This window comes from Caulobacter sp. FG7, assembly GCF_057808875.1.
In genome coordinates this window covers 188,204-203,370 of record NZ_JBMDIW010000002.1, presented here as the reverse complement: position 1 = coordinate 203,370, position 15,167 = coordinate 188,204, and the positions used below count along the sequence as shown (strand labels likewise).

The following is a 15,167-nucleotide window of genomic DNA, read 5'->3' as shown; positions in this document are numbered from 1 at the left end:
CCTGAACCTGCGAATTCATGTCCCGCCGCTCCAAGGGCCCGCGCCTCTACCTCCGCTCCGGTCGCCGCGACAACCGGTCGGGAAAGCCGCTGCCCGACCTCTATTACATCCGAGACGGACAGACTGAGATCAGCACAGGCTGCGGTCCTGATCGCCTCGCAGGCCCTGACGGCGCCGAAGCCCAGCTCGCAGCCTATATCGCCGAAAAATGGGCGCAGAGGTCCGCGACGGAAGAAGTTGCTGACGATCGCCAGCGCCGAAGTGATCCGTCTAAGGTCCTGATCGCCGAGGTGCTGGCGCTTTATCTGAAGGAGCGCGCGCCTCGGCTCGCCGATCCGAAGGCCACCAAGGTCCGGGTCGACGCCCTGATGTCGTTCTGGGGCGACAAGCGCCTCGACGACGTCCGACGCTCCGAGTGCACGGCCTATGTCGAGCTCCGCATCACTCAGCCGCTGAAGGCCGCCAAGCGCGGCGCCGCGCTCCATAAGCGTGTGACCGACCAGGGCGCCCGGCGCGAGCTCGAGGACATGTCGGCCGCCATCCACTACTGGAACGGCGAGTATCCGCTGATCGTCCGGCCCAAGGTCCACCTGCCCGAAAAGCCCGAGAGCCCGCGCGACGCGCTCACCCGCGGTCAGGCCGCGGCCCTGCTCAGGGCCGCGATGGGCTACCGCCTGGAGATCGCCGCCGACGGCGCCCGCTCATGGCGGCGCCTGAGCGGCAGCGCCCGCGCCAACCGCGCCCACCTTCGACGGTTCATCCTGATCGGCCTCTACACCGGCAATCGCCCGGCCGTGACGCCCCAGCTGCTCTGGGAAGAGTCGGCCACCCAGGCCTGGGTCGATATCGAGGACGGCATGGTCTATCGCCGCGGCAAGCGCGAGAAGGACCACAAGACCAAGCGCAGGCCGGTCGTCCGGATCCCGCATCGCCTCCTGGCGCACCTCCGCCGCTGGCGCCGGCTTGACCAGGCCAAGGCCGCCCAGCTGCTGGAGGCCGAGGACCTGGTCATGGCCAACACCGTGCTGCACCACGGCGGCGCGCCGATCGCCGGCCGGATCCGGCGCGGCTTCGAGGCCTGCGTCACCGACGCCGGCCTGGCGGCCGAGGTCTCGCCCCACTGGCTCAGGCACACCTGCGCAACCTGGCTGATGGAAGGCGACGTGGATGTCTGGGAGGCCGCGTCCTACCTCGGCATGAGCCCCAAGGCCCTGCTCGACAACTACGGCCACCACCGGCCGAGCCACCACGCACGCGCGCGAAAGGCGCTTGGATGACTTTCACGTATAAAGGGCCTGAAGCGCCAATGGGCGGGGCTGAACTTATTGTTGAGATAGCCAAACAAGTCGTCGAGCTATCCAAAGCGGCAGCATGGCCGATTGTGGTCGTCGTGATCGCATTGACCTTCCGCCGAGAAATCCGATCGCTGCTAAATCGCAAGTTCAAGTTCAGCGGACTTGGCGTCGAGGGGGAATGGGGAGACGTCAACCAGCAGGTCTCTGAACTGAAGGAGGAGGTTACCGAAGTTCAGAAGGAGAGCCCCCCAACTCCGAGTGTCGCCCTTAGCGCCAATGGGGTTAGCGGAGAGACGGCGATCGACGGGCAAGCCAGCTTAAAAGGCCCGCCGGGGGAGGGGAGCCCGCCCGAGGCTGAGCCAGCGCTCGGCACTCAGAGAGATAGCGGAGTGTATGCGCATATCTTGCCCAAACGCCCCTCACCTCGGCAACGCGTTCTAACGGCGTGGTCGCGCTTAGATACCACGGTCAATCAAGCCGCCGCACGCTATGGCGTAGACACGGGATTCACCCTTGAGACGCTCGGAAATCTTCATCTGAAGAGCGTGATCTCCGATGACACCCTTAGGATGGCCATGGAGGCGAATGCCATTGCGACGCAAGTTTCGGTGGCGGGCAGGATGATCAGCCATGTCGCTGCAAGAAAGTTCGAGGCGTCAATCACTGAAATCATAAATCGGCTCAAGATAGAGGCCAATTTGAAGACGGCGCCTTGAGCTGTCTTTATACCCCGCTTCCCAGAAACTTCCCGGAATGCCTGCGAACAGACGTGAACAAATCAGGGAAGTGGCGAACGCGACGCCCTAAAAATTCAATCACTTAGCGCCTTGCCCCTACGTTGACATCGTAGGGGTCACAGGTTCAATCCCTGTCGCGTCCACCATCCCCTCCCTCTCAGGTCTGGTTCCAGGGCTTGCGGCGTTTTCGCGCTGGCAGGGGGCTTGTCATTCTGTCGAAAGATCCTCGTGGCTGCCGGGGATGATCGTCGTCGCGGCGTGAGGGCGGTGGTCTCTGGGGTCGTCAGCGCGTCTCTCGCGATCCGGCATTGAGCGTTCTCCACAGCTTTTGCGAGTGGTCAGCTTGACTATGGGTTGACCTTGGTGCGGCGCCTTGCGAGTTCCGGTTGTGTCGCGAATTTAGCGGCCCCGGGGGCGGTTGCATGTTGCGTGTTGGAAGCCGGCTGGGGCTGGCGGCTTTGATGGTCTCGTGCCTGAGCGCGGAGGCCCTGGCCCAGACGCAATCAGTCACGTACCGCTACGATAGCCTGGGGCGGGTGGTTCAGGTCACCTATTCCAATGGCGCGTCTGTGACCTATGCCTACGATGCGGCTGGAAACAGGACCCAGCAGGCCTCCTCTCCCAAGACGCCGGCTCCAACCGTGGGCAATGTGGCGGCGAACGTAGCCTATAATACAGCGACCGCCGTCGCCCTGACGCCGTCGGGCGCCTACGCCAGCCTTTCGGTCGTCGCCTCTCCGACAAGGGGCTCGGTATCGATCAGCGGGACGACCGCGACCTACACCCCGACCAATGGAACCTACGGCGCCGACAGCTTCACCTACAAGGCCGTGGGGCCCGGCGGCGAGAGCGCCCCGGGCACGGTCAGCATTTCCGTGGCGACGCCGGCCGCGCCAAGCGTTGCGGCGGTGTCGGCGTCGACCGCCTACAACACGCCCACGACGTTCAACCTGGCGCCGAGCGGCGTCTACGCCAGCCTGTCGAAAGCCTCCAATCCCGCCCATGGTTCGGTCGTCGTCTCGGGAACGACGGCGACCTATACGCCGACGAACGGCTACTACGGCGCCGACAGCTTCACCTACACGGCCACCGGGCCGGGCGGGACCAGTGCTCCGGCGACCGCCAGCCTGACGGTCGGGCTGCCCGCGGCGCCCGGGGCGGCGGCGGTGTCGACCAGCACCGGATACAACACCGCCAAGAGCATCGCCCTGTCGCCGTCGGGCGTCTATTCGAGCCTTGCGGTCGTGGCTTCGCCGACCAAGGGGGCGGTGTCGATCAGCGGGACGACGGCGACCTATACGCCCAACACCAGCGCCTATGGCGCCGACAGCTTCACCTACAAGGCCGTGGGCCCCGGCGGCGAAAGCGCGCCGGCCAGCGTGGGGGTGACGATCGCCAATCCGCCCGCGCCTTCGGCGTCGGACATCGGCGTGTCGGTGGGCTACAACAGCGCGGCCAACGTCTTCTTCCCCGGCGGCGGCGACTGGGTGTCGCTGAACCTGGTGAGCCAGCCCTCGCGGGGCAGCCTGGGCGCCTGGACCTGGGCCAACGGCGGCTGGAACATTCCCTACACGCCGAACGCGGGCGTCTATGGCGCCGACAGCTTCGTCTACAATATAACCAATCCCGGCGGTTCGTCGGGCAACCGCACCGTCACCCTCAACGTCGCTACGCCGCCGGCGCCCGCCGCGAGCGACGCCACGCTCAGCGTCGGCTACAACAGCACCGCCAGCCTGAACCTGCCGATCTCGGGCGTGACGACGGGGGCCGCCCTGGACGCCGCGCCGGCCAAGGGGACGGTCTCGTTCTCCGGAACCACGGCCACCTACAAGGTCACCTGGCCCAACTACGGCTCCGACAGCTTCACCTATCACGCGACCGGTCCCGGCGGCTCGTCGGCGGTGCGCACCGTCAATGTCTCGATCGGCAATCCCCCGATCCCGTCGTCGGACAACGGATCGGCCTCGACGACCTACAACAGCGCCGTGACGATCACCTATCCGGTCACTGGCGATTACGCCGAGGTGGCGCTGGATTCGAACCCGGCCCATGGCAGCATTTCCACGCCCGGCCATGTCGCCGGCGTGGGCCACCAGTCGACCTATACGCCGCACGCCGGCTACTACGGGCCCGACAGCTGGACCTTCCGCGCCTACAACGCCGGCGGCTCGGGGCCGGTGAGAACCTTCAGCATCAATGTCGGCCTGCCGCCGGCGCCGACCGCCGCCGCCGCCAGCCTGTCGATTCTCTCGCTCACCAGCGGTTCGGTCCAGCTGCAGCCGGGCGGGGCGTATTCGGGCGTGGCGATCAGCGCCCAGCCGGCCCATGGTTCGGTGTCGCTGAACGGCGCGACCGCCACCTACACGCCCAGCGGGGCCTATGTCGGCGGCGACAGCTTCAGCTACGTGGCCTCAGGGCCCGGCGGAAGCAGCGCGCCGGCGACCGTCAGCGTCACCGTGCAGAATCGGGCTCCGACCCCGCAGAACGACGCGGTGAGCACGTTCCAGAACCAGGCGGTGACCTTCGACCCGCGGGGCAACGACTCCGATCCCGAAGGGCATGGGCTCTCCGTCTCGAACGCCTGGGGCGCCCCCAACGGCACGGCCCAAGCCAACGGCACGTCGGTGACCTATACGCCGGCGGCCGGCTTCGTCGGTACGGACAGCTTCTACTACAATGTCATCGACGGATACGGCGGCACGGGCACGGCTACGGTCACCGTCAACGTGCAGCCGACGCCCGTCTTCTCGGCCGGGGTCAGCACGCCCAGTTGGTTCGCCCAACGATACGGAACCGCGCCGATCACCAGCGATCCGGCGGTTACCGTCACGACGGCCAACGGTGTTGGACCTTACACCTACGCCTGGGAACGCGTCTCCGGCGACACCAGCACCACAGTCAATCCGTCGGGGGCGACGGCGACCTGGTCGCGCACGCTTTCGACCTACGGCCAATGGACCTCGGTCTGGCGCTGCAAGGTCACCGACGGGGCCGGACGCGTGGCCTACACCTCCACCGTCAGCGTCACCTTCCAACGTGAGACCGCTTCGTGAGCCGAACAATCCCGCTGGCCCATTACGTGAAAGCTTCGGTTTCGATGATCCCTTCCAGTTCTTCGCTGCGTTGTCGCGCACTGGGCGCGGCGAGCGCCGGCGTGCTGGCCCTGGCGCTCGGAGCGGGCGCCGCATCGGCTCAGGAAGGCACGGTTCCCGGCGTTCGCTTCGGCGCGGCCGACCTGATCGCGCCGAGCGCCGCGGAGGCCTACTACGCCTCCCAGCCCGCTACGGTCACCTATCCCTGGGCCAATGCGCGGCCGCCGGAGATCACCGAGGCGGCGGCGGCGCTGGGGAATGATCCAGGACGGATCTTCGTCTTCGTTCGCAACAACATCCGCATCGTGCCGATCTATGGCGTGCAGAAGGGCGCCGTCGGCGCGTTGGTCGATCGTTCGGGCACGTCCTTCGATCAGGCCCAGTTGCTGGTGGAGCTGCTCCGCGCCGCCGGCTACCCCTCGGCCCGCTACGTGCTGGGCGATCTCACGCTCACGGGCGCCCAGCTGGACGAGTGGCTCGGCGTCAGGACAGTGAGCGCGGCCACGGCCCTGCTGGCCAACGGCGCCATTCCTGCCTCCATAAGCGGGTCGGGCGATGTCGCCAGCGTCACGCTCGGCCATGTCCAGGTCCAGGTCGAGGTCGGGGGCGTGACGCGAACCTACGATCCCTCCTACAAGCCCAGCGACATGGGCCAGGCGATCGACGCCAAGACGGTCGCGGGCCTGTCGCGAGCCGGGTTCGTGTCCACCGCGCTGAGTGGGGCGACGGCGCAGAGCGAGAGCGGCGCGCCCTACGTCGCCGGCGTCAATATCGCCGGCATCGAGCAGACCCTGTCGACCTCGGCGACGACCCTGCTGACCCAGTTGCGCACGACCTACAAGGAACGCGGCAGCGACGACCTCACCGGTGCGCGGACCATCCGGTTCTCCGAGGCGCCCGAGGGCAGCCCGACGACCGGCGCGTTCAGCGCCCGGCAGAGCTTCACGGGCGGCATGCCCGATCGCTATCGCACGGTCCTGTCGATGGCCGCTGGATCCTGCGGCCGCAGCTTCTTTGTCGACGAGATCTATGGTCGCCGCCTGACGCTGCACCGCATGATCAGCTACGGCACGGCGGTCGGCGGCGTCTATGTGGACGGCGTCATCGTCGGCGCGGGCTGTGGCGACACCGACAGCCTGCAGTCCTACGCCATCAACCTGTCGGTCAATCACCCCTACGCCGCCGCCAATGGCGCCTACATGGACGCCAACGCCGTCAAGTACGTCGACCGCTATGAGGACGTGGTCATCGTTCACGGCTGGGGCGACACCGGAAGCGAGCTGCAGGGCAAGCTCGGGCAGGAGGCCAATCAGGAACGCGACGAGAAGATCCCCGATCCTGTCGAGGAATCGAACGTTCCCGACGGCACGGTCTTCGTGCAGTCGGACGCGGGCACCACCCAGGTCTCCGTCAAGTCCAAGCTGGGCGCCAGCTGGTTGGCCCAGGCCTCGCGGACGTCCGAGTTGCTGGAAACGGTTTCCGGCGTGGGGCTGCAGCATCACCACACCCTGGGCGTCTCGTATTCGCAGGCGCACTTCTTCGTCTACGACAGCAACAAGAACCGAATTGCCGATCCGAACGAGCTCCTTGGCGAAGCGCCTAAGGACAGCGGGATGCGGCTCGACCTGGATTCGGCCTACAGCACCTCGCGCGTGACCGGCGACGCCGCCGACGAACTGGCGACCCGGCACACGCTGGCGGCGGCCCTGGCCATGCTCGAAGGCAGCGTGATGGAGCAGCAGCTCGATGCGGTGGACACCGCCTCGACCGCCCAGCGCCTGCCCTGGGGGCAGCAGAACCTGGCCAGCACGATCCGCTATCACCTGTTCCCGGCCGGGATCGCGGCGCCCGCGGTGGCCACCTACAGCGCCGGCGCGACCGCCAGCGGCAGGGTCTGCGCGGGCTCCAACCTGACGACCCAGGGCTTTTCCGTGCTGCAGGCCAACGATCGCATGCTGGGTCCGGGCCAGGCCAATCCGGTGCCCAGCGTCTGGAGCAACCCCAACCCGTGGGTGCCCCAGACCGACGCCACCATGCACCGCGGCTGCGCCTGGGTCGCCTTCAAGGCCGACGGCAGCCACATCGCCCACATGGTCACCTCGCTCGACCGCGGCCTGAAGGGCGGCGGCACGGGCGACGACGCTGAAAAGAAGGAGGGCTTCAAGCCCGAGAAGCAGGCCGACCTGCTCAAGGACCAATATAAGGACCGCTCGTCGATCAACGGCGCGGACCTGCGCACGGGCGCCTTCACCTTCACCCCGCCGGCCGACCTGAAGGTCGGCGGTGGAGAGTTCCCCTACAGCCTGTCGTTCGAGCGGACGTTCCAGGCGGGCGGTCCGAAGTGCGCAGGTTGCAGCTTCGGCTGGACGCACAATTTCGACATCCGCGCTGCGGCTTCCGGCGGCGGCCTGGAGGGCATGGGGGCGACCAGCCCGCTGGCGATGGCCGGACCTCTGACCGCGCTGGAAGGGGCGTTCGCGCTCTATCGCGACAACCCCAACGCCGCCGGCAACCAGCTGGCGGGCGCAGCGGTGATGCGCTGGATGTCGCGCCAACTGAGCAACAACGTGGTGACGGTCACGCAAGGGCCGTCGAACGAGACCTTCGTTCGTCTTGTCGACGGCAGCTACGCCGCGCCGCGCGGCTCGGCGGCGGTGCTGACCCAGACGGGCGCCCGCCGGACGACGCTCGAGCCGGGTGCACGCAGCCTGACCTGGCTCTACGATCAGGTTTCCTATTCCCGACGCGCCAAGGGCGGCGACGTGCTGCAGTTCAACTGGCGGGAATGGAACCCCGGCTGGATGGGCTCGACCACGGTGCGCTATCCGAAAGCCAAGGCCTTCGGCTTCCCGGCCAGCACCTGGACCTTCCCCAAGGGCGTCTCGGTTACCTTCAGCTACTGCGACTCCCAACCGCTCATCTACCTGCAGCGGGTGTCGGCCTGCCGCGACCGGCTGACACGGGTCTCCAACAGCCTGGGCTACTATATCGACATCGACCGGCTGACGGCGACGGGCTCGGACGGCCGCGTCTCGTCGATGCCGATCCCGTCCACGCTGGCCAACATCCAGGACTGGGAAGCGCTCGAGCCGGAAACCCTGACGCAGGCCGGCGGGGGCGTCTGGAAGTTCGAATGGCGCCGGGCCGGAACGGGCGACCGACCCTCGCCCTATCCCTACCTGGCCAAGATCTACGCGCCCGACAACGCCACCGTCGCCCACCAGCAGATCGCCTATGATCGCACCAACCGCGTGCGCGAGGTCTACGACCGTCTCGGCGTCTCGGGGGCGCGGCCGTCGACCAAGGTCCTTGCACCGGGGCTCGGCCTGGGCCGCTCGATCGACGCCGCCGGCGGCGTGATCAGCATCATGTACGACAGCAACGACCGGGTCGTTCGCCAGAGCGACGAGCTTGGGCGCACGACGGCCACGAGCTACGACAGCCTGGGCCGGGTCTTCTCGCGCACGCTTCCCGAGCTGAACCGGATCGAGATGAAATACGACGACCGCGACAACGTCGTGGAGCTGCGGACCATCGCCAAGCCGAACACCAGCCAGCCGAACCTTGTGGCGCCGGATCTGGTGGTGAAGGCCGCCTACGATACGACCTGGAACAAGCCCCTGTGGATCCGCGACGCCCGCAACAACACGCCGGGCGACAGCGCCTATGACCTGCAGACCGACTACACCTACAAGGTCTCGGGCGGCGGCGCCGGCGAGGTCGAGACCGTCACCCAGCCGCCGGTCGGCGGCGTGCGCCCGGTCTGGCGCTACGAGTACGGGGGGCTGGGCCTGGTGACCAAGGTCACCGATCCGACCGGCGTGGTGACCACGACCGCCTATGACGCCAAGGGCAATCCGACCAGCTCGACGCTGGATCCGACCGGCGTGGCGGCGACGGCCTGCAAGATGTTCGACGGCCAGGGCAACGTGATTGGCGAGACCGATCCGCGGGCGGGGGTGTGTCCGTGAGCGGGGGCAAGACGATGACCGTGAAGGGACGCCGGACCGCCTTGTTGTGCGCAGGCAGCGCGATCTGTCTCGCCGGGGCCATGGTCGCCTCGGGGGCGTGGGCGCAGACCTATGCCGCGACCGACTATACGACGTACTACAAGTACGACAGCGCGCGCCGGCCGGTGCTCAAGGTCGGGCCCGATCCGGACGGTTCGGGTCCGCTCAAGCGCCGGGCGGAGCAGACGACCTATGACGCCATGGGGCGCGTCACCCAGCTCGACATCGGGACGGTCGACGGCGTGTCGGTCAGCGCCGGCGTGGTGTCGGTCAGCGGCCTGACGATCAATCAGTCGACGCTGACCCGCTATGATGCGGTGGGCAACAAGACCCAGGTCTACGCCTATCCGGGCACGGCGGCGGCGAGCCTGACCCAGAAGAGCTATGACGGCGCGAACCGGGAGCTGTGTTCCACGGTGCGCATGAACTCCGCGGTGTTCCAGAGCCTCTACAACGCCTCGGACCGGCCCGACGCCTGCGCCCTGCAAACCGAAGGTGCCGAGGGCCCTGACCGGGTGACCCAGACCGAGTACGACGCGGCTGGCCAGGTCGTGAGGGTGTTCGAGGGCGTCGGCACGCCCCAGGTGCGCCGATACAAGTTCAATGTCTGGCGCCCGAACGGAAAGCAGGGCTTGGTCTATGACGCCAACGGCAACGTCACCAGCTTCAGCTATGACGGCTTCGACCGCCTGACCTACACGCACTACTCGGTTCCCGACCGCGCTCCGCCGGGCCAGCTGACGCTCGCCAACGGCGCCGACTACGATCTTTTCGGTTATGACCCCAACGGCAATCGCCAGACTTGGCGCCGGCGTGACGGATCGACCATCAACTACGGCTTCGACGCCCTCAACCGCATGAGCGGCAAGAACGGCGCGCAGATTCCGACCGTCGGCTACAGCTATGATCTGGCGGGGCGCCCGGCCGCGACCTGGTTCCATACCAGCGGCCAGGGCGTCACCTATACCTACGACACGGCCGGCCGGCAGAAGACCGAGAGCACCTTCGGCCGCACCCTGACCTACGACTACGACAAAGCCGGCAACCGCACCAACATGCGCTGGCCCGACAACGCTTTCACCGCCTCGGCCTACTACGCCGACAGCAGGCTCTACTGGGTGGGCGACGGGACGAACTTCGGCGTCAACGTCAACCGTGACAACCTGGGGCGCGTCTCCAGCATCGGCAGCGTCAACAGGGTGTCGAGCTACGGCTACGACGCGGGCAACCGCCTGACCAGCCTGCAGCATGCCCTGTCGTCGGACGCCGCCTCGGGGGTGAACTTCGGCTTCGGCTACAATCCGGCCAACCAGACCACCGGCCAGTCGATGCAGAACGGCGCCTATGTCTGGGCCGGCGCCAACACCACCCTCAGCGCCACGGCCGACGGCCTGAACCGTGACGCGGCGATCGCCGCGGCGGGCGGCTACGATGGGCGCCAGAACCTGGTCAACGACGGCGCCGGGCGGGCCTTCGCCTATGACGGCGAAAACCGCCTGGTCACGATGAGCGGTTCGGCCAGCGCCAGCCTGGAATATGACCCGCTGGGCCGGCTTTCCAAGACGACGATCAACGGCGCCGTCACCCAGTTCCTCTATTCGGGCGACCAGCTGGTGGCCGAGTACGATGGCGCGGGGACGCTGCTGCGGCGCTATGCACATGGACAGGGCGCCGATATTCCGCTCGTCTGGATTGAAGGGGCGGGGGTTTCCGCCGCCGCGTCTCGCTATCTGCTGACTGATCGCCAGGGCTCGGTGATCGGCGTGGTCAACAACGCCGGCGTCGCCATCGCCAAATACACCTACGGACCCTATGGCGAGCCGGGCGACAACTGGGGCGCCGGCAGTCGCTTCCGTTACACCGGCCAGATCGCCCTGCCGGAACTCAAGCTCTATCACTACAAGGCGCGGGTCTATGATCCGGCGCGCGGGTGGTTCCTGCAGACCGATCCTGTCGGCTACGAGGATGACATGAACCTCTACGCCTATGTGGGGGGAGATCCGCTGAACAAGACGGATCCCACGGGGGCGTTCGCCGAGGACAAGAACCGCAATCTCGACAATGCCGGCAAGGCTGTCGACGCTGTCGACAAGGCGGCGACGGTCGCCGAAGGGGTCGCCAAGGCCTCGCAGGTCGGCGGCAGGCTTGCTGCAGACGCAGCCAAGGTGTCGAAGGTCACCGGTCCTCTTGGTGCGGGCATAAAAACCGCTCAGCGGATTGAAGCCGGGGAGAGGCCCGTAATCGCTGCCGCCAAGGAAGGGGGCGACTATGCCCTGGGCCAGGCGACCGGCGTCGTCGGCGCCGCAGTTGGCGCAGAGCTTGGCGCGGGCGCTGGCGCCATTGGCGGGGTCCCTGGCATGGTTGTCGGTGGGGCGGTTGGAGGAACCGTGGGATCTCTCTTTGGTGCCGACGCTCTAAAAGGCGGTGTTGCCGCTGCTAATTGGGCGTTCAATAAAGGCGTCAGCGCGTTCTCGAAGACCCCTGTGGCAAAGGGGGCTGCTCAATGGGCCAACGATTTGGTGAACAATGCCGTCAACAGACAGAAGAACTGGTAGTATTGAGGTGGGGGTGTGTCGCAGGAAGCCGCTTCCCATCGTCCTTTCCATATCAATTCTTCTCGTGGTTATGATTTCGTTTTCAGCATACTCGACAATGCGAGGATTTGAGCCAAACTCGTCCCCAGCCAGCCGGGCGACGTTTTTCTGGATGGCTGCGGCTATTGTCGTGTTTCCGGCTATTTCGATTGCCTATATTATAAAGTTGGTCAATTTTATTAGGTATAATTTCTACTGTATATCTTTCGTTGGCGATGACCGAATTCGCCTTGTCGCGACCCTATCCAAGGTGGTTGGGGTTGAACTTGTGCGGAAGATTGTTGTTGGTGGTGGCGCTGCCGTGTTTCATTTAAGGACGGGCGGAAAGGTCCATGTCGACATAAATTCGTCTTTTCAGGAGGCGGGTGATGTAGCCGATGCTCTTCGTGCGAGGCTGCCAAGCTGTGAGGTTGTTTTTAAGTAGTCTCCGCCTATCCAAAATCCCTTCGAGCATCGTGTGGCATCAATGAAAAACATCCGTTTCGGTCTTCTGTGCGCGGGTCTCGCGATGGCTGTCGCCGGTTCGGCGGCCGCTCAGGGCGTGCAGGTGATCTACGAGTACGACGCGCTGGGGCGTGTGACCAAGGTCACGAGCGGCGCCCAGATCACCACCTACAGCTACGACGCGGCGGGCAACCGCACGTCCCACAGCGTCACGGGCGGCAAGCCCGCGCCGGTGGTCGTGCTGCCGCTGCTGGGCGGGCTGGTCATTCCGCTGCGCTAGCCTAGCTCTCCCAGCCATCCGTCCCAGCGGCGCTTGCTGACGCCAGGGTCGTCGTGGGGCTTGTCTTCCAGGGCGGCGCGGTAGGCGGCGAGCGTGGCGCCATGGGTTTCGGCGAACAGGCGGGCCATCAGGGCGGGGCTGGTAAAGCCCAGGCGCTCGGCCAGGGCCGCGTCGTCGGCCGCGGCGGGGTCTCGGGCGTCGAGCGCGCGGCGCAGGGCGTCCAGGCGGATCAGCTGGATGAAGCGGGCCACGCCCCCCTGTTTCTCGAACAGGCGATAGAGCGACGAGCGCGAGACGCCGGCGCCGGCGGCTATGGCCTCGACCGACAGCGCCTTGTCGGCCAGGCGCGGCAGCACGAAGCGGCGCACGGCCTCGCGGCGCGAGAGGTCGCGGCGCTGGTCCTCGCGGCCGGCGCGCGCGGCGTCGCCGCCCACCGACGACAGGATGTCGACGAAGGCTCGGCCCAGGGCCGGCAGGGCCGCCGAGGCCAGGGTGTCGCCATGCCTCGCCAAGGAGGCGAGGAAGTCGGCCAGCACCAGGTTGTCGGGCGCGGCCAGCACCTGGCCGTGCAGGCGGCCCGCGGCGCCCAGGGCCGCCTCGACGACGTCGCGGGCGATGCTGGCGGTCAGGATCAGGGCGTCGTCGTGCTCGGTGCGCATCGGCCGCCGGGTGTCGAGCAGCACGCTCATGCCGGGCGTCAGCAGTCGCGGCGGGCCGGGGACCTGCAGCCGTACCTGGCCTTCCAGCACATGGGTCAGCACGAAGTGGTCGAAGCCGTCGCCGGCGATCCGTTCGCGCCGGGCATGGACGACGCCCGACAGGCGGCGCTCGAACAGCAGAACCTTGTCCAGCCGCCAGCCGCGCACGCGGGCGAAGAACGGGCCCTCGCCCCGGCTGACGTCGGAGCCGCGGGAATAGAGCCTGGCGTAGAGCGCGAAGGCCTCGTCGGCCGGATGGTCGTCGCTGGAGAAGCGGAAACTGTCTGCGGCGGCGCTCACGGGCATGTCAGGCGCTCGCGGTCTCGCGGGCCAGCCGCAGCCAGGGCGCGGCGCCCAGAGCGGCGGCCAGGGCCGCCAGGCCTGCGGCGAGGGCGGTGACCAGGGCCAGGGCCATGGCCAGGCCGTGCGGGCCGGCGAACAGGCGGTCGCTGACCATGCCCGTCAGCAGAGGGCCGAAGCCCAGGCCGGCGACGGTGACGAAAGCCAGGTACAGTCCGTTCATCGGCGGTCGCAGGGCGGCGGGGCTGAGCGGCTGCAGGCCGGCCAGGGCCGCCAGGGCCGCGCCGCCGCCGCCGGCGGTGATCAGGAACAGGGCGGCCGCCGCGACGACCGGCGTGCTCGCGCCCGCCAGCAGGGCCGCGCCCAGGACCGCGAGGGCGAGGCCGCCGGCCAGCACCAGGGCCGGACCGCCGCCGGCGGGCAGGCGGCGGTCCATCACCCAGCCGGCCGCCAGGTGTCCGCTCGGCGCGGCGACCAGCACCACGGCGCCGGCCAGCAGGGCGCTGGCCGCGGGCGGCAGGCCGCAGGCGCGGTTGACGATCGAGGGCGCCCAGGCTGCGGCGGCCTGCACCGCCAGGATCACGCCGCCGGCCGCCAGGAAGTGCAGGCCAAGGCTCGCCGGGCGGGCGGCGAGGCGGGCGAGGGCGGGAGCCAGGCCAGAGCCGTCGCCCTGGGCCGGCCGCAGTCCGCGCAGCCGCCAGGCCAGCAGGGCCACCAGCAGCAGGTTGGGCAGGGTCAGGAGGACGATGGCGGCGCGCCAGGGCGCGTGGCCGAAGGCGCTCAGCAGGCCGCCGGAGAACGCGCCCAGCGCCAGGCCGCCGGCCAGCATCGCGCCGCTGCGCCCCATCGAGGATCCCGAGGTGAACATCGACACCCAGCGCGACAGCCGCTCGGGCGGCGCGGCGGCGACGATCAGGGCCAGGGCCGCGGGCGCGAAGGCGGCCTGGGCCAGGCCCAGCACCAGCCGCGCCGCCAGAAGGCCCTCATAGGTCGTCGCGAAAGCCAGGGCGACGGTGGCGGCGGTCCACAGGACCGCCGCGCCGGCCAGCAGAGGGGCGGGCGGCAGGCGGTGGCCACGATGGCCGGCCAGCAGGGTGGCCAGGACGTAGAGCGCCACGAAGGCGGGGCCCTGCAGCGCGCCCAGTTGGGTGTCGGTGAGCTGGAACTGGGCCTTGAGCGCCGGCGCATAGACGCTGGGAACGGCCCGGTCCACGAAGGCCATGAAATGCCCCGCCGCCAGCAACGCCACCCCCGAGGCGTCGAGCAAGGGATACGGGTCTGTACGCGACCTCACGCTATTCAGGCGCCCAGTTCTCGTGATCCGCACCCCCGCGCGGATCTTGGTCCGTCGTAGTTAACCAAACGCCCGGGTCTGTCCAGCCCTGCGGGCCGGCGGCGGGCGGCCAATGTTCCAGTTTTGGGACGCGACAGGTGCCGCACTGCGGTGTTAGCGCTCGCACAACGCGTCCCGCCGTGCGGCGGGAACGGGCTCTCAGCGCCGCGAAGGGTCGTCGATCCCTCGAACCCCGGCGGCGCGAATGGGGGGCGGCTCGGCGTCGTCGCGCACTCCACAGGCGGGGGCGGCGTCGAGGCGAACCCGTCCTGAGACTTCGCCGCAACCTCCAACGCGGCGAGGACGTGAGGGTGGCCAGAGCGACAGGTCGTGGGGGCGATCGTCGTCCGGCCCGTGACCAGCGGTGCGCCGCTGGTCGCCTCC

At 68.1% G+C, this 15,167-nt stretch carries 8 protein-coding genes; 6 read left to right on the top strand and 2 right to left on the bottom strand.

What is annotated here, in order from left to right; all coding sequences use genetic code 11:
* Positions 1–290: 290 nt before the first annotated feature.
* The 6 genes from ACODR1_RS02720 to ACODR1_RS02695 all read left to right on the top strand — a co-directional run bounded on the left by ACODR1_RS02720 (position 291) and on the right by ACODR1_RS02695 (position 12,452).
* Entirely contained in the window at positions 291–1,277 is a 987-nt protein-coding gene (locus tag ACODR1_RS02720; protein WP_488879076.1) for a tyrosine-type recombinase/integrase, read from the top strand.
* Positions 1,274–2,011 (top strand): hypothetical protein, encoded by a 738-nt coding sequence (locus ACODR1_RS02715; protein WP_488879075.1) that lies wholly within the window; start codon positions 1,274–1,276, stop codon positions 2,009–2,011. The genes ACODR1_RS02720 and ACODR1_RS02715 overlap by 4 nt, the downstream gene beginning before the upstream one ends.
* 443 nt (positions 2,012–2,454) lie before the next feature.
* Positions 2,455–5,085, top strand: a complete 2,631-nt coding sequence (locus tag ACODR1_RS02710; RefSeq protein ID WP_488879074.1) for an Ig-like domain-containing protein — start codon at positions 2,455–2,457, stop codon at positions 5,083–5,085.
* Complete coding sequence (locus tag ACODR1_RS02705; RefSeq protein WP_488879073.1) at positions 5,082–9,095, top strand: transglutaminase domain-containing protein; 4,014 nt, start codon at positions 5,082–5,084, stop codon at positions 9,093–9,095. The genes ACODR1_RS02710 and ACODR1_RS02705 overlap by 4 nt, the downstream gene beginning before the upstream one ends.
* A gap of 14 nt (positions 9,096–9,109) precedes the next feature.
* Positions 9,110–11,689: an RHS repeat-associated core domain-containing protein gene (locus tag ACODR1_RS02700; protein WP_488879072.1), complete on the top strand. Its 2,580-nt coding sequence runs from the start codon at positions 9,110–9,112 to the stop codon at positions 11,687–11,689.
* Between the two features lie 547 nt (positions 11,690–12,236).
* Complete coding sequence (locus ACODR1_RS02695; RefSeq protein ID WP_488879071.1) at positions 12,237–12,452, top strand: RHS repeat domain-containing protein; 216 nt, start codon at positions 12,237–12,239, stop codon at positions 12,450–12,452.
* Here the strand turns inward: ACODR1_RS02695 and ACODR1_RS02690 are convergent.
* Positions 12,449–13,456 carry an AraC-like ligand-binding domain-containing protein gene (locus ACODR1_RS02690; RefSeq protein WP_488879070.1) on the bottom strand — a complete coding sequence of 336 codons (1,008 nt, stop codon included), beginning with the start codon at positions 13,454–13,456 and terminating at the stop codon, positions 12,449–12,451. The two genes, ACODR1_RS02695 and ACODR1_RS02690, sit on opposite strands and share 4 nt — an antisense overlap.
* 1 nt (position 13,457) lies before the next feature.
* A complete protein-coding gene (locus tag ACODR1_RS02685) occupies positions 13,458–14,699 on the bottom strand; it encodes an MFS transporter (protein WP_488879159.1) in 1,242 nt (413 codons plus the stop codon).
* Between the last annotated feature and the right edge of the window lie 468 nt (positions 14,700–15,167).

Excerpts from the sequence above, each read along its gene's own strand:
- ACODR1_RS02715 (WP_488879075.1), top strand. The coding sequence starts at position 1,274 with ATGACTTTCACGTATAAAGGGCCTGAAGCGCCAATGGGCGGGGCTGAA.
- ACODR1_RS02710 (WP_488879074.1), top strand. The coding sequence starts at position 2,455 with ATGTTGCGTGTTGGAAGCCGGCTGGGGCTGGCGGCTTTGATGGTCTCG.
- ACODR1_RS02700 (WP_488879072.1), top strand. The coding sequence starts at position 9,110 with ATGACCGTGAAGGGACGCCGGACCGCCTTGTTGTGCGCAGGCAGCGCG.
- ACODR1_RS02695 (WP_488879071.1), top strand. The coding sequence starts at position 12,237 with ATGGCTGTCGCCGGTTCGGCGGCCGCTCAGGGCGTGCAGGTGATCTAC.
- ACODR1_RS02690 (WP_488879070.1), bottom strand. The coding sequence starts at position 13,456 with ATGCCCGTGAGCGCCGCCGCAGACAGTTTCCGCTTCTCCAGCGACGAC.